This is a genomic window from Microbulbifer bruguierae, from assembly GCF_029869925.1.
GTDB classification, from domain to species: domain Bacteria; phylum Pseudomonadota; class Gammaproteobacteria; order Pseudomonadales; family Cellvibrionaceae; genus Microbulbifer; species Microbulbifer bruguierae.
The window spans coordinates 1,410,218-1,433,902 of sequence record NZ_CP118605.1 but is presented as its reverse complement, the minus strand read 5'-3'; the positions used below and the strand labels follow the sequence as shown (position 1 = coordinate 1,433,902).

At 58.1% G+C, this 23,685-nt stretch carries 21 protein-coding genes; 11 read left to right on the top strand and 10 right to left on the bottom strand.

Translation table 11 applies throughout. From position 1 onward, the window contains the following. Positions 1-116 precede the first annotated feature (116 nt). The 3 genes from PVT68_RS06105 to PVT68_RS06095 all read right to left on the bottom strand — a co-directional run bounded on the left by PVT68_RS06105 (position 117) and on the right by PVT68_RS06095 (position 6,051). On the bottom strand, positions 117-3,047 hold the full coding sequence (locus tag PVT68_RS06105) for a ribonucleoside-diphosphate reductase subunit alpha (RefSeq protein ID WP_280321785.1): 2,931 nt from the start codon (positions 3,045-3,047) through the stop codon (positions 117-119). Positions 3,048-3,937: 890 nt separating this feature from the next. Further along, positions 3,938-4,846, bottom strand: a complete 909-nt coding sequence (gene argF / locus PVT68_RS06100; RefSeq protein ID WP_280321784.1) for an ornithine carbamoyltransferase — start codon at positions 4,844-4,846, stop codon at positions 3,938-3,940. Positions 4,847-4,863: 17 nt separating this feature from the next. Next, positions 4,864-6,051 (bottom strand): aspartate aminotransferase family protein, encoded by a 1,188-nt coding sequence (locus PVT68_RS06095; RefSeq protein WP_280321783.1) that lies wholly within the window; start codon positions 6,049-6,051, stop codon positions 4,864-4,866. Positions 6,052-6,286: 235 nt separating this feature from the next. Between PVT68_RS06095 and grxD the strand changes: the two genes are divergently transcribed. Beyond that, positions 6,287-6,619: a Grx4 family monothiol glutaredoxin gene (grxD, locus tag PVT68_RS06090; protein ID WP_280321782.1), complete on the top strand. Its 333-nt coding sequence runs from the start codon at positions 6,287-6,289 to the stop codon at positions 6,617-6,619. Positions 6,620-6,756: 137 nt separating this feature from the next. Here the strand turns inward: grxD and bfr are convergent, their stop codons facing one another. The 3 genes from bfr to PVT68_RS06075 form a co-directional block, all read right to left on the bottom strand. Beyond that, positions 6,757-7,239 carry a bacterioferritin gene (gene bfr, locus PVT68_RS06085; protein ID WP_280321781.1) on the bottom strand — a complete coding sequence of 161 codons (483 nt, stop codon included), beginning with the start codon at positions 7,237-7,239 and terminating at the stop codon, positions 6,757-6,759. 310 nt (positions 7,240-7,549) lie between these two features. Beyond that, positions 7,550-8,878, bottom strand: a complete 1,329-nt coding sequence (locus PVT68_RS06080; RefSeq protein WP_280321779.1) for a DUF2254 domain-containing protein — start codon at positions 8,876-8,878, stop codon at positions 7,550-7,552. Positions 8,879-9,144: 266 nt separating this feature from the next. Next, positions 9,145-9,357, bottom strand: a complete 213-nt coding sequence (locus PVT68_RS06075; protein WP_280321777.1) for a bacterioferritin-associated ferredoxin — start codon at positions 9,355-9,357, stop codon at positions 9,145-9,147. Positions 9,358-9,722: 365 nt separating this feature from the next. Between PVT68_RS06075 and PVT68_RS06070 the strand changes: the two genes are divergently transcribed. From PVT68_RS06070 to PVT68_RS06035, 8 genes are all read left to right on the top strand, one after another. Further along, positions 9,723-10,325 carry a peroxiredoxin gene (locus PVT68_RS06070; protein ID WP_280321775.1) on the top strand — a complete coding sequence of 201 codons (603 nt, stop codon included), beginning with the start codon at positions 9,723-9,725 and terminating at the stop codon, positions 10,323-10,325. Between the two features lie 399 nt (positions 10,326-10,724). Further along, positions 10,725-11,978, top strand: a complete 1,254-nt coding sequence (locus PVT68_RS06065) for a serine hydrolase domain-containing protein (RefSeq protein WP_280321773.1) — start codon at positions 10,725-10,727, stop codon at positions 11,976-11,978. Between the two features lie 264 nt (positions 11,979-12,242). After that, complete coding sequence (htpG, locus tag PVT68_RS06060) at positions 12,243-14,159, top strand: molecular chaperone HtpG (protein ID WP_280321772.1); 1,917 nt, start codon at positions 12,243-12,245, stop codon at positions 14,157-14,159. A gap of 315 nt (positions 14,160-14,474) precedes the next feature. Beyond that, positions 14,475-15,524 carry an NAD(P)H-dependent glycerol-3-phosphate dehydrogenase gene (locus tag PVT68_RS06055; protein WP_280321770.1) on the top strand — a complete coding sequence of 350 codons (1,050 nt, stop codon included), beginning with the start codon at positions 14,475-14,477 and terminating at the stop codon, positions 15,522-15,524. Between the two features lie 26 nt (positions 15,525-15,550). Then, entirely contained in the window at positions 15,551-15,829 is a 279-nt protein-coding gene (locus tag PVT68_RS06050; protein ID WP_280321769.1) for a DUF4389 domain-containing protein, read from the top strand. A 93-nt stretch (positions 15,830-15,922) separates the two neighbouring features. Beyond that, positions 15,923-16,612, top strand: coding sequence for a DUF4389 domain-containing protein (locus tag PVT68_RS06045; protein WP_280321768.1), 690 nt, complete (start codon positions 15,923-15,925; stop codon positions 16,610-16,612). 39 nt (positions 16,613-16,651) lie between these two features. Further along, positions 16,652-17,110: a phosphohistidine phosphatase SixA gene (gene sixA / locus PVT68_RS06040; RefSeq protein WP_280321767.1), complete on the top strand. Its 459-nt coding sequence runs from the start codon at positions 16,652-16,654 to the stop codon at positions 17,108-17,110. A gap of 110 nt (positions 17,111-17,220) precedes the next feature. Then, positions 17,221-18,075 carry an alpha/beta fold hydrolase gene (locus PVT68_RS06035; RefSeq protein ID WP_280321766.1) on the top strand — a complete coding sequence of 285 codons (855 nt, stop codon included), beginning with the start codon at positions 17,221-17,223 and terminating at the stop codon, positions 18,073-18,075. A 36-nt stretch (positions 18,076-18,111) separates the two neighbouring features. On the opposite strand, the gene PVT68_RS06030 is transcribed toward PVT68_RS06035, so the two are convergent. Then, positions 18,112-18,468 carry a 5-carboxymethyl-2-hydroxymuconate Delta-isomerase gene (locus PVT68_RS06030; protein ID WP_280321764.1) on the bottom strand — a complete coding sequence of 119 codons (357 nt, stop codon included), beginning with the start codon at positions 18,466-18,468 and terminating at the stop codon, positions 18,112-18,114. 21 nt (positions 18,469-18,489) lie between these two features. Beyond that, positions 18,490-19,029: a GTP cyclohydrolase I FolE gene (folE, locus tag PVT68_RS06025; RefSeq protein ID WP_280321762.1), complete on the bottom strand. Its 540-nt coding sequence runs from the start codon at positions 19,027-19,029 to the stop codon at positions 18,490-18,492. A 192-nt stretch (positions 19,030-19,221) separates the two neighbouring features. Here folE and prmB point away from each other — a divergent pair, with 192 nt between their 5' ends. Beyond that, complete coding sequence (gene prmB / locus PVT68_RS06020; RefSeq protein ID WP_280321761.1) at positions 19,222-20,151, top strand: 50S ribosomal protein L3 N(5)-glutamine methyltransferase; 930 nt, start codon at positions 19,222-19,224, stop codon at positions 20,149-20,151. Between the two features lie 283 nt (positions 20,152-20,434). Further along, complete coding sequence (gene aroC / locus PVT68_RS06015) at positions 20,435-21,535, top strand: chorismate synthase (RefSeq protein WP_280321760.1); 1,101 nt, start codon at positions 20,435-20,437, stop codon at positions 21,533-21,535. Positions 21,536-21,626: 91 nt separating this feature from the next. On the opposite strand, the gene PVT68_RS06010 is transcribed toward aroC, so the two are convergent. Both PVT68_RS06010 and PVT68_RS06005 read right to left on the bottom strand, forming a co-directional pair. Then, complete coding sequence (locus PVT68_RS06010) at positions 21,627-22,397, bottom strand: TIGR04219 family outer membrane beta-barrel protein (RefSeq protein ID WP_280321759.1); 771 nt, start codon at positions 22,395-22,397, stop codon at positions 21,627-21,629. Positions 22,398-22,562: 165 nt separating this feature from the next. After that, on the bottom strand, positions 22,563-23,441 hold the full coding sequence (locus tag PVT68_RS06005; protein WP_280321758.1) for a LysR family transcriptional regulator: 879 nt from the start codon (positions 23,439-23,441) through the stop codon (positions 22,563-22,565). Between the last annotated feature and the right edge of the window lie 244 nt (positions 23,442-23,685).

Below are 23,685 nucleotides of genomic sequence, written 5' to 3'. Positions count from 1 at the left end.
CGCCGGCTACTGGGTAACTGGTCCGTGCGGTGCTCTCCCCCGAGAGGCTTTGGTTCTGCTCACGAGCTTCGCTTCGCGAGGCTCGTGAGTTCGCCTGCAAGCAGGCTCCTACAAAGTTACTGGCAGGCTTCGCAGTCCGGATCGTCCAGGGAGCAGGCTTTGGGCACTGCAGCCGGGGCGGGTTCGGCCTGGGGTGCTGCGGCGACCGGGGCGCTGCCGCCGGCACTTACCGCGTTCAGGGTGCCGGTGGTCACGGTGGACTTTTCCGTGGAGGTAGCAGCCAGTGCGCGCAGGTAGTAGGTGGTCTTGAGACCGCGGAACCAGGCCATGCGGTAGGTCAGGTCCAGCTTCTTGCCGTCGGCGCCGGCGATGTAGAGGTTCAGGGACTGGGCCTGATCGATCCACTTCTGGCGGCGGCTGGCGGCGTCCACGATCCAGCGCGGCTCCACTTCAAACGCGGTGGCGTATTTGGCTTTCAGGTCGGCCGGGATACGGTCGATCTTCTGCACGGAACCCTCGTAGTACTTGAGGTCATTGACCATCACCTTGTCCCACAGGCCGCGGGCTTTCAGGTCGTGTACCAGGTAGGGGTTCACCACGGTGAATTCACCAGACAGGTTCGATTTCACGTACAGGTTCTGGTACGTGGGCTCGATGGACTGGGATACGCCGGTAATGTTGGCGATGGTCGCGGTCGGGGCGATGGCCATCACGTTGGAGTTACGCATGCCCTGGCTGGCTACCTTCTCGCGCACCAGATCCCATTCGAGGGTGCTGCTGGTGTCCTGGTCGATGAACTGCTCACCGCGGTTCTTGGCCAGGATTTCGATGGAGTCGATCGGCAGGATGCCCTGGCTCCACAGGGAACCTTCGTAGCTGCCGTAGCTGCCGCGCTCTGCCGCCAGGTCGCTGGAGGTGGAGATGGCGTAGTAGCTGATCGCTTCCATGGTGGTGTCGGCGAACTGCACGGCTTCATCGCTGGAGTAGGAGATGCCGGCCTTGTACAGCGCGTCCTGGAAGCCCATCAGGCCCAGGCCCACCGGACGGTGGCGCATGTTGGACTGACGCGCGGTTTCCACGGAGTAGTAGTTGATGTCGATGACGTTATCGAGCATGCGCACGGCGGTCTTCACGGTGCTTTCCAGCTTGCCCATGTCGAGCTTGCCGTCTTCGCCGATGTGCTGGGACAGGTTTACGGAGCCCAGGTTACATACCGCGATTTCGTCGTTCGCCTTGGTGTTCAGGGTGATCTCGGTGCACAGGTTGGAGCTGTGAACCACACCGGCGTGCTGCTGCGGGCTGCGCAGGTTACAGGCGTCCTTGAAGGTGATCCAGGGGTGGCCGGTTTCAAACAGCATGCCCAGCATCTTGCGCCACAGGTCGAGCGCGCGCACTTTCTTGTGCAGGCGCAGCTTGCCTTCGGCGGCCATTTTCTCGTAGTGGGTGTAACGCTCTTCAAACTTGTTGCCGAACAGGTCGTGCAGGTCGGGGGTGTCCGCCGGCGAGAAGAGGGTCCACTCCTTGTCTTCGAACACACGCTTCATGAACAGGTCCGGTACCCAGTTGGCGGTGTTCATGTCGTGGGTACGGCGACGGTCGTCACCGGTGTTTTTGCGCAGTTCGAGGAATTCCTCGATGTCCAGGTGCCAGGTTTCCAGATAGGCACACACGGCGCCCTTGCGCTTGCCGCCCTGGTTCACCGCTACCGCGGTGTCGTTGGCCACTTTCAGGAAAGGAACCACACCCTGGGATTTGCCGTTGGTGCCCTTGATGTAGGAACCCAGGCTGCGTACGGGCGTCCAGTCGTTGCCCAGGCCGCCGGCCCACTTGGACAGCATGGCGTTGTCCTGGATGGCGCCGTAGATGCCGTGCAGGTCGTCTGGAACGGTAGTCAGGTAGCAGGAAGACAGCTGCGGACGCAGGGTACCGGCATTGAACAGGGTCGGGGTGGAGCTCATGTAGTCGAAGGAGCTCAACAGGTTGTAGAACTCGATCGCGCGCTCGTTGGGGTTCTCTTCATTAATGGCGAGGCCCATGGACACACGCATGAAGAACAGCTGCGGCAGTTCGAAACGCACTTCGTCGGAATGCAGGAAGTAGCGGTCGTACAGGGTCTGCAGGCCGAGGTAGGTGAACTGGTGATCGCACTCGGGCTTGATTGCCTCGCCCAGTTTTTCCAGGTCGAAGCTGGCCAGTGCCGGGTCGAGCAGTTCCAGCTCGATACCGCGCTTGACGTAAGCGGCCAGTGCCGGCTTGTACAGGGTTTTCATTTCCTGCTGGGTGGCGGACTCAGCCACGTCCAGGAAGCGCAGGGCTTCGGCGCGCAGTTTGTCCAGCAGCAGGAAGGCGGTGGCGTAGGTGTAGTTGGGCTCCTGCTCAACCAGGGTACGCGCGGTGATCACCAGTGCGGTATTGATGTCGGTTTCGGAAACGCCGTCGTACAGGTTCTTCAGCGCTTCGGACAGGATCAGTTCGCCGTCCACGTCGGTGAGGCCTTCACAGGCTTCGCTGACGATGGTGCGCAGGCGCTCCATGTCCAGCGGGATCAGGCTGCCGTCTTCCAGTTTTACACGGATGCTCGGGTGGGCATCGGCGGGCTGTTGGGCAGCGGCTTTCTGCTGTTCTTTTTCTTTACGCAGGCGCGCGTGCTCTTCGCGGTAGAGTACGTAGTCGCGGGCAATCTTGTGCTCGCCGGCGCGCATCAGTTCCAGTTCTACCTGGTCCTGAATCTCTTCGATGTGGATGGTGCCACCGGAAGGCATACGGCGCTTGAAGGTAGCGCTGATGTGGGACACCAGATCCGCCACGCGCTCGTGGATGCGGCTGGAGGCGGCCGCGGTGCCACCTTCAACGGCGAGGAAAGCTTTGGTTACGGCCACGGAGATTTTGCCGTCGTCATAGGGGACGACGGTACCGTTACGCTTGATCACACGGACTTGGCCAGGGGCTGTCGCAGCGAGGGTGGTGTTGCTGCTGGCCTGGTCGCTAACCGAATCCTTGGTGGTGCCATTTGGCACAGGCTGAGAACGCCCTGTCTCTGTGTGCATGAAATTCTCCGTAGTTAGTGTGCGCGTCGCGTGTGACTCGCTTTGGTTTTTACTTTGGTATTTTGAAACGTTGGCTTGTCGCCGAAACGGTTTATCCGGGAGCCCGCGACCGGCTGGGGTCTACTGGCGCCTTTACTATCTCTTCCTGTTCTCTCTCCCGCAGTATCTCTTTAGTAACTCTTTCCCGCCGCGGGGCCATCGGCCGCGGGCTGACCGGATTGATCCGGCAGGCACAAGCAGTGATGACGAAGCCAGGGCTTCGCTCGGGTAACTCTTGCGGGGTACTGCGTGATACTGCGTCAGATTGTGCGCACCTGGACTTGAACGGAACACGCAAGTTGCGGGCCAAGCCACTCGTGCCCGGTCGCGGGCTGTTTGCAGGTCGATCGTTGTAGGTGCGACGGAGTCGGAACACAAGATGTTGTGGTTGGATTCAGGCGAGGTGTGCCGTTTTCCGCGGGGTCATTTGCCCCTGAAACCCAATATGTTGGGGTCCGTACTCGAATGACCAACAAGATAATGCGGTTGGGGGCCTAATTCAAGGCGGATAACTTAGGGGTTAGTTGTGGATAATTTGTGGGTAGTCGGTGCGGCGGTTAAATTTTCTGCTCGCTAGCGCCCGTAGTTACTGGCTGGGTATAAAAAATGAGCAATGGCGTCGGTTGCCCGGGATTTTTCAGAATATTTTTTAATAGCAACCACGCCTCAAATTAAGCGCAGCAATAATAATTTGGAGCTGATTATTCACTGATCAAAAGGGCACCGGTAGGTCAAAAAATGCACGGATTGTTCCTGCTGTGGTGTGGCGGGGCACGGGGGGGAGGTTTGTACGAAAAGTGATCAGAAAAAGGGGGCGCCGGAGTAGCCCGGCGCCCCTTTTTACCGATGTATCAGTTGCTGTTGTCCAGCAGGAATTCCATCAGTGCCTTCTGCGCGTGCAGGCGGTTTTCGGCTTCGTCCCACACCACGGAGATGGCGTCGTCCTCCAGCAGCTCACCACTGACTTCCTCGCCGCGGTGGGCGGGCAGGCAGTGCATGAAAATCGCATCGCTGTTGGCGTGGCTCATCAGCTCGTGGTCTACCAGGAAGCCGTCGAACGCCTTGATGCGAATCTGCTGCTCGGTTTCCTGACCCATGGAGGCCCATACGTCCGTGGCAACCCAGTCCGCGCCGCGCACGGCGTCTACCGGTTTGCGCACGATGGATACGCGATCGCCGGCGACAATGCTTTCGTCCGGGTCGTAGCCTTCGGGGCAGGCAATGCGCAGTTCAAAGTCGTACTGGCGTGCGGCGTTGATATAGGAGTGGCACATATTGTTGCCGTCGCCCACCCAGGCCACCACTTTACCCTCGGGGCTGCCGCGGTGTTCCACATAGGTCTGCAGATCCGCCAGCAGCTGGCAGGGGTGGTAACTGTCGGACAGGGCGTTGATCACCGGTACCTTGCTGTATTCGGCAAAGCGCTCCAGCACGTTGTGGCCGAAGGTGCGGATCATCACCATGTCCACCATGCGCGAGATGACCCGCGCGCTGTCTTCAATAGGCTCGCCGCGGCCGAGCTGGGTATCCCGCGGGGACAGGAACAGGGCGCTGCCGCCCAATTGCGCCATGCCGGCCTCGAACGAGACCCGGGTGCGGGTGGAGGATTTCTCGAAGATCATCCCCAGCACCTTGTTGCGGAACGGCTCGCTGGAAACGCCCTGGTTACGTAGTGCCTTGAGTTCGATGGCGCGCTCGATCACCGCGCGCAGTTCGTCCCGGCTCAGGTCGAGGAGGGTGAGAAAATGTCTGACTGCCATGGTTGTTTTCTCCGTATTCAGGCGGCCTGTTGGGCGAAGTCGCGAATCAGGCCGGCGACGCCGGTGGCGATCTGCTGACACTCCGCATCGGTCAGGGTGAGTGGCGGCAACAGGCGCACCACATTGCCGGCGGTGACGTTGATCAGCAGGCCCTGGTTGCGGGCCAGTTCCACCAGGTCGCCGCAGGGGCGATCCAGCTCGATGCCGATCAACAGTCCGAGACCGCGGATCTCTTTTACATGGGGACAGCCTGCCAGTTCGCGTTGCAGCTGGTCCAGTAACTGGCTGCCGAGTTCCGTGGCCCGTTCGATCAGCTGTTCGCCCTGCAGGGTTTCCAGGACCGCGAGCGCTGCGCGGCAGGCCAGCGGGTTGCCACCGAAGGTGGAGCCGTGTGTACCGGCGGTAAACAGCTGGGCCGCCTTGCCGCGGGCGAGGCAGGCGCCGATGGGAACACCGTTGCCGAGCCCCTTGGCGGTGGTGACCACGTCCGGCAACAGGCCCGGGCAGTGCTGGTAGGCGAACAGTTTGCCGCTGCGGCCGTTGGCGGTCTGGATTTCGTCCAGCATCAGGAACCAGTCCTGCTGATCGCACAGGGTGCGCAGTCTGGGAAGATAATCGGCGTCGGGAATGCGGATACCGCCTTCGCCCTGCACCGGCTCCACCAGAATCGCGACGATGTCGCTGTGCTCGGCGGCGAGCTTCTCGATCGCCTTCACATCGTTATAAGGAACCCGCAGGAAACCTTCTGGCAGCGGTGCGAAGCCTTGCTGCACCTTGGGGTTGCCGGTGGCAGTGAGGGTGGCCAGGGTGCGGCCGTGGAACGCGCCTTCGGTCACAATAATTTTGGGGCAGGCGAGACCGCGCTCGTTGCCGAGCTTGCGTGCCAGTTTGATCGCGGCCTCGTTGGCCTCGGCACCGGAATTGGAAAAGAACACATTGTCCATACCCGACAGCGCGACCAGCTGTTCCGCCAGTTTCTCCTGGGGCAGCAGGTTGTACAGGTTGGAGGTGTGCAACAGGGTGCTGGCCTGATCCTGGATGGCAGCGGTGACCGCCGGGTGGCAGTGTCCGAGGCCGCACACGGCAATTCCGGAGAGAGCGTCGAGATAGCGTCGGTCTGCATCGTCCCACACGTAATTGCCTTCACCTCTGACCAGGGTCAGGGTTCTGTTACCGTAGTTTTGCATCAGTGCGGGATTGGCCACTTTGCTATCTCCTCTGTAGGTGGGCCACAAAAAGGGGAGCCGCAGAAAATGCGCTTGGCGCGTTATTTTGCCGCGAATTCCCCGGGAAGCCGGCAATACTAGCACAGCGAGGCGACGGCACCAGCGGGGCGTGCGCGCTGGAGGGAATCAGGTACAATGCGCGCTTTCCCGTGATCGATCGGCTTCGGGCCCCGCCCGTGGCCGCAAATTTTCCAACCCGAGGTTTGCTTCCACTATGGATACTCTGGAGAACATCAAACAGCAGATCGCCGACAACGACATTCTGCTTTATATGAAGGGCAGCCCCAATGCGCCCCAGTGTGGTTTTTCCATGCGCGCATCCCAGGCGATCATGGCCTGTGGCCAGCGATTTGCCTATGTGGACATTCTGGCAAACCCGGATATCCGTCAGGAACTGCCGAAGTACGCCAACTGGCCGACCTTCCCGCAGCTGTGGGTCAAGGGCGAGCTGATCGGCGGTTGCGACATCATCATGGAGATGTATGAGAGCGGCGAACTGAAGACGTTGATTGAAGAAGCGACCAAGGGAGCCGAGCAGGGCGAGTAATCGTTGCTGTTACCCGGATCAGGTTTCTGGGGGCACAAAAAAACCGCGAAATTTCGCGGTTTTTTTGTGCCCGGCCTTTTCTCCCCAACTTTGTTGTAGGCGCCTGCAAGCAGGCTCCTACAAGATGGGTAGTACGTTTACTCTTCGGAAGCGCGGGCCATCTGGGTTTGCAGGTAATTCTGCAGGCCGACCTTGTCGATCAGGCCCAGCTGGGTTTCCAGCCAGTCCACGTGCTCTTCTTCAGACTCGAGAATTTTCTCCAGCAGTTCGCGACTGCCGTAGTCGCGCACGGATTCGCAGTAAGCGATGCCATCGCGCAGGTCGGGAATGGCTTTCTGCTCCAGCTTGAGATCGCACTTGAGCATTTCCTCGGTGTTTTCACCGATCAGCAGCTTGCCCAAGTGTTGCAGGTTGGGAATGCCCTCGAGAAACAGAATCCGCTCGATCAGCCAGTCGGCGTGTTTCATTTCGTCGATGGACTCGTGGTATTCCTTGTCTGCCAGTTCCTTCAGGCCCCAGTCTTTGAACATACGCGAGTGCAGGAAATACTGGTTGATGGCGATTAGCTCATTGCCCAGTGCCTTGTTCAAATGTTCGATAACCTTGGGATCGCCTTTCATTGCTATCTCCTTGTGTCCTGAAAGGACGTTTTATTAATCATAGAAATCCTAAGCGCGCACCGAATGATATAGGGGTAAATCCTTGCGGATTTCCGAACCCCATTTTTCTCTCACGAATTGTAGGGTCGCTACGGCTTTGCGGGTGAGTTTGCGTTGCAGGGTTTGGCAAGTCAAGCGCCGATTTTCGCGGAACGTGCAGGGAAAAAGCACGAAAATTAATTGGAAAACGGCAGAAAAAATCAATGCGAATAATTGCCGTTTAGATTGTTTGTGGGCGCGTGGCGAATATGGGTTTCCATTACGGAAGGCGCTAGGGCAGGAGCTGGGTGCGCAGGTGATTGATTTTTTTCTGGATGGTTGTGGTGTCGTATTTGTCGTCGATCTGTTTTTCACAGTCTTCCGCCAGGCGTTCGACACAGTATTTCAGTGCGCGCCTGTCTTCCTCGCGGCTGCAGATTTCCGCCAGTTGCTGCAGTGCATCCAGCAGGTGGTGCAGCACCACGGCGCTTTGGCTGCCGTACTCGCGTATTTCATCCAGTGCCGCGGCCAGTACATCGGCGAAGTCCAGTTCGGTGGTTACCAGGCGCAGGCGCTGCTGGTGGTCGTGAAAGCAGTTGGGCAGTGGCGGGCGTTGCAGCACTACACCGATACCATCGATCAAGCGATCGATACAGGAGTAGGCGGTGAAGGGGTCGTTGATTCCGGGGGAGAGCGCGCGCACGGCAATCTGGGCGAGCTGGCGAATGGAAAAGATGATGTCCTGTTCTGCGGTGGGTTGGGCGCCGACGGTGATGGCACTGCGCACTGCCTCGGCGATTGTCTCGCTATCGATGGTGCGTGGGGGATCAAACACGCGGGCCATGCCACTCCAGTGATTGAGAAAGGTGCCGGGGTGACATTCGAGGTGGATACAGCAATCGTTATCCGTGGCCCATCGCCGCAGCTTTTCCCGGTCGATCAATTGCACATAGCCGCTACTGCGGGTGTTTACCCACAAGTAGTCGTCACCGAGATTGAGGTCGCGAATGTCAACACGGCTGTTGCGCGGGTCGCGGCTTTCTTCGGTTGGATAGATCTGCTGCAGGGCACTGCGGAATTCCCGATTGATGTGAAAGGTGATGTTGTCCACCTGGATGGACTGAGCCACGTTGTGAATGAAATAAATCAGGTAGGCGATACAGAGCAGTGTCAGCAGCAGTGCCATGCTCACTGCCAGGCTCTGGTTTCCTTCGCTGCCGTTAATCTGGCTGCTCTGGATGCCGCGCATAACCATCAGGGCGTATACAAAGGTAGAGAGGAAAATACCCAGGGAAATCTGGGTGCCGCGGTCGCGGATAAAATTGCGCACCAGGTGGGGGCCGAACTGGTTGGCGGCCAGGGTCAGCGCCACGGTGGTAATGGAAAAGACGGTGCCGGCCACGGTAATGGTGCTGCCGGCGATGATCGAGAGCAGGGCGCGCGCGCTCTCCGGGTCGCGCAGTTTCAGCCAGCGCAAGCCGGGAAGGTGATCCACGGTCAGGTGCTGATCAAGCAGCAGCAATCCGTGAGCCAGTAAAATGGCGGCTGCCATCATTACTGCCGGCACCAGCCAGAAGCTGGCGCGCAGACGTTCGGACAGGTGCAGCAGCCGCTGTTTCATAAACTATCCGGGGCTATGGGCGATGCCATTAAAGATAGGTCAGGGCCTGTGGCTCTGCGGCGGCCGAGGCGTTCTTGAGATACGAAGGCTTGGGGGATACGGAGGATTTGGGTGATGACGAAGCAGAATGGTGCTGTCGACCACGGTGGGCGAACTGGCTAGCGGGGCGATGAGATTAGGGTGGGTCGGAGGTGCCCGTGATGGGCAGGGATTCCCCGGGCGCCGAAAAGGAAATGGCGCCCGTGGCGGGGTTCAGTCCGGGCGGATCAGCCGGCGGAATAGAACAGGGCGCTGTTGGCGGTGGCCATAACGCCGCCGGCCATGGTTTCGTCGATGATCTCCTGGGTCAGCTCGGCACAGCGGCCGCACTGGGAAGATACGCCCAGATGGCGACGCAAAGCCTTTACCGAGGTAGAGCCGTCGTATACGGCCTCTTTGATCTGGCTGTCGGTGATACCTTTACAGATACATATGTACATTGCGGGAAACCTGGCGCAAAAACAGACTGAAATTGAACGTGCAGAGGATCTTATTGGTAATGAGAATAAGTGTCAATAAGATTATTCGACCGTTCAGTAATTAGTCTAGCCAGTGGTGATGGCGCCAGTAGTGCTATTTGGGACCTGTTGGTCAGCTGCTTCGCGGCGGAGTGAATCGGGAAATGCACAGTGTGCCTGGCGACTTCTGTCGTGGCTTCTATCGCCTTTATATAAAAATTTAATGGGACTGCCATAAGGCGCTGTGTATCATAGCGGCCCCCTATCAAACTTTTATCAATCTATAGCCGCTGGTTATAAATTGACCGTTTCCACTATAAATTATCAAATCCGTTGAGGAGGTTCTCATGGCCGTATTAGTAGGCAAGCCCGCTCCTGATTTCACTGCAGCTGCTGTTCTGGGTAGTGGCGAAATCGTTGACACTTTCACCCTGGCAGAAGCCATCAAGGGCAAGAAAGCGGTTATCTTCTTCTACCCGCTGGACTTCACCTTTGTATGTCCTTCCGAGCTGATCGCTTTTGATCACCGCTTCGAAGAGTTCCAGAAGCGTGGCGTTGAGGTAATCGGTGTTTCCATCGACTCCCAGTTCTCCCACAACGCATGGCGTAACACCGCTATCAACGATGGCGGCATTGGCCCGGTTAAGTACACTCTGGTTGCTGACGTTAAGCACGAAATCTGCCAGGCCTACGACGTTGAGTCTGAAGGCGGCGTTGCTTTCCGTGGTTCTTTCCTGATCGACGAAGAAGGCGTTGTACGTCACCAGGTCGTTAACGATCTGCCGCTGGGCCGTAACGTTGACGAAATGCTGCGCATGGTAGACGCGCTGGCGTTCCACCAGGAGCACGGTGAAGTTTGCCCGGCTGGCTGGCAGGAAGGTGACAAAGGCATGAACGCTTCTCCGGAAGGCGTTGCTGCTTACCTGAGCGAGAACTCCGGCAAGCTGTAAGTTTGCTTCGGTAGTGAGGGCGCAGTCCTGCGTCCTCAGCGCGAAAAACCGCCGTAAGGCGGTTTTTTTATGCCTGAAAAACGGAGCCTGGATGTGGGCGGCTAATGTGCGCGTTCGTTCCAGTTTTATTACAATGTGGCAGCTCTCGTCGCGAAGGGACCTTCTCTCATGGAGTTCCGAATGTTCCGGGAGTGAAACCGCAAGGCCAGGCGTTGCCTGACCGTGTGGCCGGTAAATTTGCGCGCCCGAACCAGGGATTTTTGCCCGGCCTGCTAGTCTTATTAACAGGTTCCCGGCAGAGAACTGGCGCTCGCTTTACCCGGTTTCCGCTATAGTGCGGTGCGGGAATGGCGAAGCCCTGTCGCGGCAGTCTGAAGTGCGACCCATGGTGTTTTTACGGTGATTCAAGGTTTTTCCAACAGTATTCGCAGCAGGATTTCCGGACTGGTTCTGGCAGTTTCGGCAGCGCTGCTGCTCGGCAGTGCAGCAGTGGCGGATACCGGCGGTTCGGAGCGCATCGGAAAAAGCATTCGCGACGGCGGCAAGGTAATCAGCAAGAGTGTCGATGCCAGCGCCAAGGAATTTGATCGCTATTTTCGCCAGCTGCTGGAGCAGCAGGGAATTCCGGGTGCGGCGTATGTCATCGTCGACCACGACCAGGTCGTGGCGATGGACACCTATGGCGTGCGGGTGAAGGGCAAGCACGAAAAGGTCACCTCTCATACCGTGTTCCGCCTGGCTTCAGTGTCCAAGACCTTTGCCGCCAGTATGGCGGCGGGGCTCGAGCACGAGCAGAAGTTCAGCTGGGGCGACAAGGTGGTGCGCTATGTGCCGGAGCTCACTTTCAAGACTCCGGCGCTGTCCATGCAGCTGCAGGTGCAGCATCTGTTGAGTCACTCTTCCGGCCTGCCCCCGAATGCCTATGACAATTATCTGGAAGACAATCGGCCTCTGTCGAAAATTCTGCCGATGTTTTCCACCATCGACCCCTACTGCACGCCTGGCAAGTGCTACGGCTACCAGAATGTGCTGTTCAGCCTGATCGAAGACGTTATCCAGAAGGCGACCGGTGTGCCCTACGGTCGGCAATTGAAAGAGCGCTTCTTTGCCCCCCTGAACATGGAGGATGCCTCCCTCGGCTGGGAAAGCTTTATGGCAACCAGCAACCGCGCCGCGCCCCATGTGCAGACAGGCAAGGGCTGGCGTCCGGTAAAGGTTGAGAAGGAGTATTACCTGGCGGCACCGGCCGCGGGGGTGAATGCCAGTATCAGCGACATGGCCCAGTGGCTGAAGGCGCAGATGGGCTACTACCCGGAAGTGCTGTCTCATGCCGTGATCGAGGATGTCACCACCGAGCGGGTGGAGACCCGCCGCCATATGCGGCACCGTATCTGGCGCGATTATATCGACCACGCGGGCTACGGCCTTGGCTGGCGGCTTTACACCGTGGGGGATGACCGGATTATTTTCCATGGTGGCTGGGTGGCGGGGTTCCGCGCGGCGATTGCCTATTCCGAGAAGCGCAAGGTGGGCATCGTCATATTGATGAACGCTGAATCGCGGGTGATTTCCGATCTGACCGGCAATTTCATCGCCGATATCACCGGCCGGGGCCAGCTGGTACAGGCCATTGCCGCTGCGGCCAAAAAGTGACCGGGAGGGGCTGAGCCTCCTCCCCTTGGTGCTCTACACCTTCTGCTCTGTCTGTCCTGTTTCTTGGGACCTTTCTTCTCCCGGCTCCTCTTGCAGCGCTTTTTCCTGCGCTGCATATCCCTGCGTTATCTGCGGAATTTAACCTTGTTGCCGGTTTTTCCCGGCTCCTCGACAGTGTCTGCGCTTGAATTGATCGGGCTCGGCCCAATATTGGAAGTCTGTTTGCGTTTTAGCTATCGACCAGATACAGGGGAGAACAGATTCATGACTGTAGAGGCGCATAAAGAAAAACACGGCTTCCAGACCGAGGCCAAGCAGCTGCTTCACCTGATGATCCACTCGCTTTACTCCAACAAGGAGATTTTCCTGCGCGAGCTGGTTTCCAATGCGTCGGACGCTGCGGACAAGCTGCGTTTTGAAGCCCTCTCCAAGCCGGAATTGCTGGCGGAAGATCCGGATCTGCGTATCCGCATCGAATTCGATAAAGATGCCGGCACCCTGACCATCGCCGATAACGGTATCGGCATGAGCCGCGACGAGGTGATCGAAAACCTGGGTACCATTGCCCGCTCTGGTACCGCCAGTTTCATGCAGAACCTGACCGGCGACCAGAAGAAGGATGCCCATTTGATTGGCCAGTTCGGTGTCGGTTTTTACTCCGCCTTTATCGTCGCCGACAAGGTGGACGTGTTTACCCGTCGTGCCGGTAGTGACGCCAGCCAGGGCGTGCACTGGGAGTGCAATGGCGAAGCGGATTACTCGGTGGAAAGTGTCGAGTGGCCGAGCCGCGGTACCCGCGTGGTGCTGCACCTGAAGGATGAGGCAAAAGAGTTTGCCGATAGCTGGCGCCTGCGCTCCATCATCAAGAAATACTCTGACCACATCGCTATTCCGGTAGAAATGCTGAAAGAGGCAATGCCTACTGGTGAAGAGGGTGAAGACGAGTCGGCGAAAGCGCCGGAGTTTGAGGCGGTCAACGCCGCGCAGGCACTGTGGACTCGTCCGCGTTCCGAGCTGAAGTCCGAGGAGTACAAGGAGTTCTACAAACACATCTCCCACGACTTTGACGACCCCCTTACCTGGAGTCACAACCGTGTTGAAGGCAAGCTGGATTACACCAGCTTGCTGTATATCCCTGCGCGCGCGCCCTTCGATTTGTACCAGCGCGATGCTGCCCGTGGACTCAAACTGTACGTGCAGCGCACCTTCATCATGGACGACGCCGAGCAGTTCCTGCCGCTGTACCTGCGCTTTGTAAAAGGGGTGCTGGACTCCAACGATCTGCCCCTGAACGTGTCCCGGGAGATTCTGCAGAAGGATCAGAATACCGACGCCATCAAGAGTGCGCTGACCAAGCGTGTACTGGACATGCTCGACAAGCTGGCGAAGAAGGACGTGGACCAGTATCAGACGTTCTGGGATCTGTTCGGCACGGTCTTGAAGGAAGGTCCGGCGGAAGATTTCAGCAACAAGGAAAAAATCGCCAAGTTGCTGCGTTTCGCCACCACCCATACCGACAGTGCCAAACAGGACCAGTCTCTGGAGGATTATGTCGGCCGCATGAAGGACGGGCAGAAGCACATCTATTATGTGTGTGCGGACAACTTTGCCACCGCCAAGTCCTCCCCTTATCTCGAAGTCTTCCGCAAGAAGGGGATCGAGGTGCTGCTGCTCACCGACCAGGTGGACGAGTGGTTCGTTGGTCATATGCACGAATTTGATGGCAAGCAGTTCCAGGATGTGGCCAAGGGCGCGCTGGACCTGGGTGATGCCGAGAACGACGACGACAAGGCCGAGCGTGAGAAGGTCGAGAAGGAGTCCGGCGCCCTGGTAGAGCGGGTGAAGGAAGTACTGGCGGAGCGCGTTGAGGATGTGCGCGCGACTACCCGCCTGGTGGATTCCCCAGCCTGTCTGGTCGCCAGCGAGCAGGATATGGGTCTGCAGATGCGCCGTATCCTCGAGCAGGCGGGACAGAAGTTGCCGGATGCCAAGCCCATCTTTGAGCTGAATCCCGGTCACCCGCTGGTGCAGCGACTGGATCAGGAGCAGGACGAGGACCGCTTCGCGGATCTCACCAACATCCTGCTGGATCAGGCCAACCTGGCTGCCGGCAATCAGCTGGCGGATCCCGCCGACTATGTGCGCCGCCTGAATGCCCTGCTGCTGGAACTCAACCGCTGAGTTCTGGTTCGTCTCTTCCGGCCGGGCGATGCCCGGCCGGATGCCTTCCGCGGTACGTCCGGTAGCTGTATCGAGATACATCCGGTGCTGGTTACCACGATTTTGTGCGGCGTCTGGCACGGCTGATACGGTCTTGCATTGAATGCCAGAGTCTGCGCTATATTTCCTGTTGCCGGTTTTTTACGCGAATTGGTGGGGAATAGACGCTAATTCGCTGGAAACTTGGCAAATACGAACAAAAATTTATATCGTCATTGGGCACCGGTTGCCGGCTCCGTATAATCCCCTGCTGTAAAGCAAACATCACAGAGCGTTATGACCCAGAGAGACGTACCCTCGAGCGCCCCTGAATCCCGTTATTCCATCGCCATTCTCGGTGGCGGTAGTTTTGGCACCGCGATTGCCAATATCGTTGCCGGCAATGGCCACGATACCCGCCAGTGGATGCGCGATCCCGAGCGCGCCGCCGCCTGCATGGCGCAGCGGGAAAACCAGTACTACCTGCCCGGTGTTGCCCTGCACCCGGATCTGCTGGTGACCAGCGACCTGGAGCAGGCGGTGCGCGGTTGCCAGATCGTGTTTGTCGCCATCCCCAGTCAGTCGTTTCGCGAAGTGGTGCACCGTACCGCCCCTCTATTGGCGCCAGACACCATGCTTATCTCGCTTACCAAGGGCGTGGAGCACGACAGTTTCCACCTGATGAGCGATATCCTGCGGGAAGAAACCGACGGGATGCGCGTGGGGGTGCTGAGCGGCCCCAACTTTGCGAAAGAAATCGTCGCCGGTCACTACACCGCGACCGTTATCGCCAGCGAAGACGAGGCGCTCTGCAGCTCCATTCAGAAAGTGCTGCACTCTGAGACCTTCCGGGTTTACTCCAGTAACGATGTCTTTGGTGTGGAGCTGGCCGGGGCACTCAAGAATATCTATGCCATTGTCACTGGTATGGCGGTGGCGTTGGGGCGGGGACAGAACACCACCAGCCTGCTGATCACCCGTGCGCTGGCGGAGATGATGCGCTTCGCGGAAGCGGTGGGTGCGGACCCCATGACGTTTATCGGTCTTGCCGGTGTCGGTGACCTGATTCTGACCTGCTCCTCGGATCTCAGCCGCAATTACCGGGTGGGTTATCTGGTGGGCAAGGGCAAGAAGCTGGACCAGGCAGTGGCGGAAATTGGCCAGGTTGCGGAGGGGGTGAACACCGTTCGTCTCATCAAGGCCAAAGCTGATGAATTGGACGTCTACATGCCCTTGGTTTCTGCGATTCACGCCATATTATTCGAAGGTACCGCGATCCCTGAGGTAATTCGCGAACTGATGTCCGGGGCGCAGACGTTTGACGTGGCCTACTCGGCCAAGCCCTGAGCACACTGAAAATAACGGACTTATCGATGAATAATGAAACCCTCAAACGCAATCTGACCTCAGGCGACCACTGGCTGCGCCTGCTATTTATGGTTTTGTTTGTGTTTCTGCTCGAAGTGGCCGGTGTGGTAATACTGGCGACCATCGCACTGCAGTTTCTTTTTGCGATTATTTCTGGCAGCCCTAACGACAATCTGCGCCGGCTCGGCAACCAGATTGCATCCTATATTTACCAAACCCTGCAGTTTCTGATTTACAACACGGAAGAGAAGCCGTTTCCATTTTCGGAATGGCCAGAGTCCTGATTTGATTCAGGACTATAATGTTTTCCCGCGCGCCGGTGCTTGCTGCCGGCCACTCCCTTTTGTGGTGCCCAACAACGGACTGGTGATCGCCCCATGAGCAATGAAGAATTGAAACAAAACCTGACCTCGCCCAACCAGTGGATCCGTCTGATCTACATGGTGCTGTTTGCCGTACTGCTGGAAGTCGCCGCCTTTGTGATGCTGGCAGTTGTTATTGCCCAATTCCTGTTTGCGATAGTCAGCGGCAGTGCCAACGACAATCTACGCCGGCTGGGTGACCAGATTGCCTCCTACATCTATCAGACCCTCCAGTTCCTGATCTACAACTCCGAAGAGAAGCCTTTTCCCTTTTCCGAGTGGCCGGAATCGGAAGAGGAAGACCTTTCCTCCTATGAAAGTGCCGAGGAAGTGGATGGCGAGATTATCAGCGCCGACCTGAACCCGGAAGACGATGTGGCTGAGGCGGAAGCGGAGCTGCTGGAACCCGAGCGTCCGCCACAGCCGGCTGCGAAAGCCGAAGGCAACACCGAATCCGCCATCGAGCCCGCGCCGGAAGTCGATTTAAAAGAGGAACCGGCCCAGGAAACCTCTGCAGATCTAGGTGAGACGCAGGAAACACCAAAAGAGACCAAGCCCAGAGCGAACCGGAAATCCAAAAAATCCCGCAAAACCGCTGAGGCGGAAGAGGAAACCGTTATCGAGCTGGGCGCAGATAGTGCCGTCGAAAGTACAGAAACCGTGCGCGGTGAAAGTTCTACCGAAAAAAGTACCGGCGATAAATAAGCCGTCGATTCACCGTCCGTATTTTGATGGGAGAACCCTGTGCTGTTGTTCGTATTACGCCACGGAAAGGCTGAGCCCTACAGTAAAAGTGATGAAACCCGTGAGCTGACCGACAGGGGGCGCATGGATGTGGCGGCAGTGTGCAAGGAACGGGCATCCGAGTTGGCACAGGTCAGGACTATCTGGGCGAGTCCGTTTGTACGCACACGCCAGACTGCCAAGATCGTTGCGGAAGCCTTTGATCTGCCGGTGGAGTTTCAGGAGGTGCTGGTTGGCGACACGCCGGTAAGCGAATTGCTGGATGCCCTGGCTGAAGTCGAGGAGGAGCGTTTTCCGCTGCTACTGGTCAGCCACCAGCCGCTGGTGGGGAGCCTGATCAACGGGCTTTGTGGTAGCGGCAATGAATACTCCATGGGCACCTCCAGCCTCGCGTGTCTTTCTGCCGATGTATGGGCGCGGGATTGCGCCGAGCTGGAGTGGCTGCAACACAAGCCGTGAACCTGCTTCGGCGGATACAGCTGAGGCCATGAGCCTTGTCGCCTGCGGCCATTGCGGTTGCATAGAGCCGCTGTCAGCATGGCAGTTTGAATCGGCCATCGTTGTTTTCCATGCATTATTCTCCCCGCGAAATCAGCCTGGATGTTCAGGGCAATACCATCGCCGCACGCCAGTGGGGCAACCCCGAAGGTGTCCCTGTGCTGGCGCTGCACGGCTGGCTGGATAACTGTGCCAGCTTTGATGCCATGGCGCCGCATCTTGCCAATCTCAATCTGGTGGCGGTGGATCTCGCAGGGCACGGTCAGAGTTACCACCGCCACCAGGACGCCAATTACACGGTCTGGACCGAGATTGAAGATGTGCTGGGGATGGCGGATGCGCTTGGCTGGGAGCATTTTTCCATGCTCGCCCATTCTCGCGGCGCGGTGATTGCCACCATTACCGCCGCCACCTTCCCCGAACGAGTGCGCCAGCTGGCGCTGATCGATGGTCTGGTGCCACCGCCGGCAGCGGACGATGAAGCTCCGGAAACCCTGCGCAGGGGGCTCGAACAGCGTGCCCGTTATCGCAACCGCCGAACCAAGGTGTTCGATTCGTTGGAGGTTGCCGCTGTGGCGCGCAAAAACGGATTGTTCAAGCTCAGTGACGATGCGGCGTGGCGACTGGTAGAGCGCGGTGTGCGCAGTTGTGAGGGCGGGTATACCTGGAGCAACGATCCGCAGTTGCTGGCCAGTTCACTGGCAAAATTGAATGAAGCCCAGGTAAAGGCGTTCCTCGCCCGTGCCACCATGCCGATTCGGCTGGCGTTGGGGAAGTCCGGTATTCAGGGGATGATCGAGCGTATTCGTCCCCTGGCAGAACAGTACCCGAATATCGAAATCCGTGAATTTCCCGGCGGCCATCATCTGCACATGGAAGACAGTGCGGAGGCTGTTGCACAGTGGTTTTTGCCCTTCCTGAATTAAGGGTGGCAGTATCCGCTGGAGGAGATTAAGAGGAGATTAAAACGGCACCCGCTTCGAGTAGCTGGCTTTTTCCATCTCCCGCACTTCCACAGAAATTTCTGGTACTTCCGGCGCCGCTTCGCACAGGCAATTGAAAATGGCTGCGCTCAGGGCTTCTTTCTGCTCAGTGGTACGGCCTTCGAGAATGCGTACCTCTGCGTGAATAAACAGATCGCTTGCGCCTTCGTGGTTTTTGCCGAGCACAAAATCCTGATAGGGCAGGGCACGGGTTTTGATCGCGCTGGGGTTGAAGAGCCCGGATTCGCTCATGGCCTGCTGGCCACTGCTGACCAGTGCAGGAATGGAAAGCATTTCTTCCAGTTTCTGCGAATACTCGATTACCAGATGTGGCATCGCCGGACTCTCCTCGGGTGATTAGCGAATCAGAGACAGGAATTCATTGCGGGTGGCCTGCTGGCTGCGGAATGAACCCAGCATGGCGGAGGTCTTCATCACCGAATTCTGCTTTTCTACACCGCGCATCATCATGCACATATGTTTGGCTTCAATGATGACGCCAACACCGGCGGCACCGGTCACACGCTCAATGGTCTGCGCAATTTCTACCGTCAGTTGTTCCTGAATCTGCAAACGGCGGGCAAACATGTCTACAATGCGCGCCACCTTGGACAGCCCCAGAACCTTGCCATCGGGAATATAGGCAACGTGAGCCTTGCCGATAAACGGCAGCAGGTGGTGTTCGCACAGGGAGTAGAGTTCGATGTCTTTTACCAGCACCATCTCGCTGCAATCAGAAGGGAACAGGGCTTCGTTGACCACTTCTTCCACGGTCTGCTGGTAGCCGCGGGTCAGGTACTGCATGGCCTTGGCGGCGCGCAGCGGTGTGTCCTTCAGGCCCGGGCGATTAATGTCTTCGCCGATGGCTTCGATGATGTGTGCGTAGTGTTCTTTCATCAGTATGCTTCCAACGTCTCGCCCGCTGTGCGTATTACTCCGCGATACGCAAAAAGTTGGGCGTTCGATCACCGGTGTGTGTGCCGGTGGGTGCTGCCATATACAGGAACCCGGTCCGGGGATCCAGAGGGTGCGCTACCCTAAGCCTTTGTTGAGCGCGAGTAAAGCGACAAAATTTGAGGAATATCCGCAATGATAGAGAAACGTGAGTCCAATTTGCATGAGTTGTGCACAGTTTTGGACTACGTCCGCTGGGGAGCCAGTCGCTTTAACGAGAGCGAGCTCTGGTTTGGCCATGGCACCGACAACGCCTGGGATGAAGCCGTCCTGCTGGTCACGCACGCGCTGCATCTGCCGGTGGACAGCAAGCCGGAGATTCTCGCCGCCCGCCTGACCATGGAGGAGCGCCGTGAGGTGATGGCCGCGCTGGAAAAGCGTGTCAATCAGCGTGTGCCCGCCCCTTATATCACCAACGAAGCGTGGTTCTGTGACCTTCCATTCTATGTGGACGAGCGGGTGCTGGTGCCGCGTTCACCCATCGGTGAGCTGATCCGGCAAAATTTTGAGCCCTGGCTGCCGCGGGAGCCGCTGGCGATCCTGGATCTGTGTTGCGGCAGTGGCTGTATCGGCATTGCCTGCGCGGAGACTTTTCCTGGTGCCCGGGTGGATGTCAGTGATATTTCCGCAGATGCCATCGAGGTGGCCCAGATCAATATCAACCGCCACCACCTGAACGAGGAGGTGCGCGCGGTGCAGTCGGATCTGTTTGCGGGCCTGGAGGGCTGTAGCTACGACCTGATTGTCAGTAATCCCCCCTATGTGGATGCACGGGATCTGGCGGAAATGCCGGCGGAGTATCATGCGGAACCCGGGCTGGCGCTGGGTTCAGGGGATGACGGCCTGGACTTCACCCGCCGGCTGTTGCTGGAAGCTCCGAACTATCTGCAGCCGGAGGGCATTCTGGTATGCGAGGTCGGAAATAGCTGGGAAGCACTGGAAGACGCCTACCCCCGGGTGCCGTTTATGTGGCCGGAGCTGGAGGACGGCGGACACGGGGTGTTTGTTTTGAGCCGTGAAGATCTATTGGCTTGTCGGGAGTTTTTTGAGAGCGCGGGTGGCTGAAAGCCTGCTTCTCCAGCAAGGCTTGGTGGCGGTAACGCTAGCGGGTGGGGCTTTGTGAAACACGCCGTGCACCCATCCCTGGGGGCTCTGCACCGCCATCCATGGCGGTGAAGGTTTCACAAAGCCCCACCCGCTATCGTCACCTTCGCCCCAAGCGCATTGTGCAAAGTACAATTAAGCAAACACCACTGATAACAAGATAATTCACCGAGTCGACAGCGGCGGAATCCTCTATAATGCGCCGCTTTCATCGAATAATTCACTGGGGTAGGGAATACCGGGTATGTCGGGCAACACTTTTGGCAAGCTGTTCTGTGTCACCACTTTTGGTGAGAGTCATGGCCCTGCACTGGGCTGTATCGTTGACGGCTGCCCTCCCGGGCTTGAAATTTCCGCCGAAGAAATCCAGCTGGAGCTGGATCGCCGCAAGCCGGGCACCTCGCGCTATACCACTCAGCGTCGCGAAGCCGATGAAGTGAAAATTTTGTCCGGTGTTTTTGAAGGTAAAACCACCGGCACGCCCATCGGCCTGCTGATCGAAAACACCGATCAGCGCTCTAAAGACTACGCCAATATTGCCGAGCAGATCCGCCCGGCCCACGCGGATTACACCTACTGGGCCAAGTACGGTCTGCGGGACTACCGCGGTGGCGGCCGCTCTTCTGCACGGGAAACCGCCATGCGCGTGGCGGCAGGGGCAATCGCGAAAAAGTGGCTGAAGCAGCAGCTGGGTATCGAAGTGCGCGGTTACCTGTCCCAGCTCGGACCTATCAAGGTGGAAAAGCTCGACTGGTCCCAGGTCAGTGAAAACCCCTTTTTCTGCCCGGATGCCGACAAGGTGCCGGAGATGGAAGAGTACATGCAGGCCCTGATCAAGGAAGGCGACTCCATCGGTGCGCGTATTTCCGTGCATGCCAGTGGTGTTCCCGCTGGTCTTGGCGAGCCGATCTTTGATCGCCTGGATGCGGATCTGGCACATGCCCTGATGAGCATCAATGCGGTGAAAGGCGTGGAGATCGGGGCCGGTTTTGCTTCGGTGGAGCAGAAAGGCACCGAGCACCGGGATGAAATTACTGTGGAGGGGTTCCAGTCCAACAACGCCGGTGGCGTATTGGGGGGGATTTCCAGTGGCCAGGAGCTGATCGCGCATATCGCACTCAAGCCCACTTCCAGTCTGAGGATTCCCGGCCGCAGTCTGGATATCAACGGCAATCCCATCGAGGTGGTGACTACCGGTCGCCATGACCCCTGTGTCGGTATCCGTGCGACCCCGATTGCCGAGGCGATGATGGCGCTGGTGTTGATGGATCACGTATTGCGCCAGCGGGGGCAGAACGGCGATGTGGCGTTTGGTTTGAGGATTCCCGCGGGCGACGCGGGCTGACTTACGGGTATTCACCCCTCAATGCCAACGCAATAAAAAAGGCGGAGCGCTGAAAACGCTCCGCCTTTTTTATTCGCTGCGTGCCTGATACTTACAGGTGCAGGCTCAGGCCAAGGTAGGGGCCTTTGATGTCCAGGTCGCTTTCCAGGACGTCCAGCTCCTGTACGTCCAGAGTCATAGCGCGGTAACCGGCTTCCACAGCGAAATCCAGTGCAGGAACGAAATCCCAGCGAATTTTGGCGGTGACGTCGGTGTGGCTGTCGCCGTTATAGCTGGTGCCGTTACCCTGGGCGATGATGGACCAGCCAGTGAAGGGCAGGTCGAAGCGGACCATGCCGTAGACCATCGGCAGTACACCAGAGAGTTCTAGGGTTTCGGAGGTGGCAGGAATGGCGCCAACCACGTCTGGGCTTGAGTAGTCGTTTGCCGCCTCAAAATAACCGTCGTACTGGCGGGCAGTCAGGCCCAGGTCCAGGTTCACCCAGTTGTCGAGAATCTCGTAGTACAGGGTGGCATCGGTGTGGGTCAGGGTCAGGTTTGCGCTGATATCCTGATTGGCGATAAAGGTTTCACCACCGAACTCTACGTTCTGGCTCAGGTTGGCAACACCGTTGGTTTCGATCTTGCTGTGCGCGACCATGATGTTCGGGATCAGCGGGATCGGGTGCTCCAGTGCAACCTGCAGAAAGGTGGCGTTGTCTTCGGCAAAGCCGAAATCATCCGCGTCTACATTCGCGGCGCCAACCAGGCCGCTGTATGCGGGCTTCCACATACCGGCAGTGGCATCAAGGCCGAGGATGGTGTCGGCGCTGGCTGCAGTGGAGGCCAGGGCGGTGCAAATGGCCAGAGTGAGTTTTTTCATAGGTGAGGCTCCCCTTTTTTAGTTTTGCGGCGCAGTTTACCCCTTTTTTGTGAAGATTCCTTGACCAATTGGCGTTTCAGAGAACTTATTTCCTGTCTTTCCCGTATTTGTGAGCGTATTACACCTGTAAATGCCGGGTGTATCACACAAAACTTCTCCGGCTATTCAATACCCTTTGGCTTCCTTGACCAGCAGTTGCTGCAGGGCGTTGGCCGCGTTGCTGAGGGTGCGGTTGCGGTGATAGATAACACCGAGGTTGCGCAGGATGTTGAGCTGGGGCATGGGCAGTTCGGCCAGGGTTTCATCCACCAGTGTTTTCGGCAGTACGCTCCAGCCCAGGCCCACCCCGGCCATCATCTTGATGGTTTCGAGGAAGTTGGTGGCGAGCTTGGCGTGCAGCTTGAGACCGTGAGCATCGAATTCCCGCTTGATCAGGCGCCCGGTGTAGGTATTCAGATCGGGCAGGATGGCGGGGTAGCGGGCGAGCGCGGGCAGGTCCAGCTCGGGCATCTGGGCGAGGGGGTGATCCGGTGCGGCGACGACAACGCAGGGGTCGGGCCAGATGATCTGGGCGTTGAGGCTGGGGTAATCCTTCAGGGCGAGGGTAACGACGGCGAGTTCGTATTCTCCGGCCATCAGGGCTTCGTAGGCTTGTTCGGAGTCGACGAAGTCGATATCCAGGGCGACGTCGGGGTAGCGGTTGCTGAAATCCCGCAGCACCGGCGGCAGGTGGTGCAGGCCGACATGGTGGCTGGTGGCAATTCGCAGGCTGCCACCGATGGTGTCGCCGAGGCTTCTGAGTTCGCGCTCCGCATCGCTGACTTCGTTGAGGATGTGGCGGGCGCGAGGCAGCAGGGCTTTACCGGCATTAGTGAGCTGCAGGCGGCGGCCGATGCGGTCGAACAGGGGAGCACCCAGCTGTTGTTCCAGGGAGGCGAGGCGCTTGCTCACCGCCGGTTGCGTCAAGTGCAGGTGTTCCGCCGCTTCGGAGACTGAGCCCTGTTCGGATATGGCTAGAAAGGCCTTAAGCCACTGGATTTCCATGGGGTGAGTTAACCTCGCTGGCGGAGCTACTTGCGGATGGGGCTTTGTGAGACACGCCCTGTACCTATCCCTGGGGGCTCTGCAAAAACATCCATGTTTTTGACGGTCTCGCAAAGCCCCACCCGCAAGCAGCGCCTTCAATTCGGGGGTTCATTAACCCGAATCTGGTTTGTAGGGGCTTTGGTACAGAGTATTCCAAAACCGAATGCGCCATATAATAAATATAAATTGATGTTATTCAATG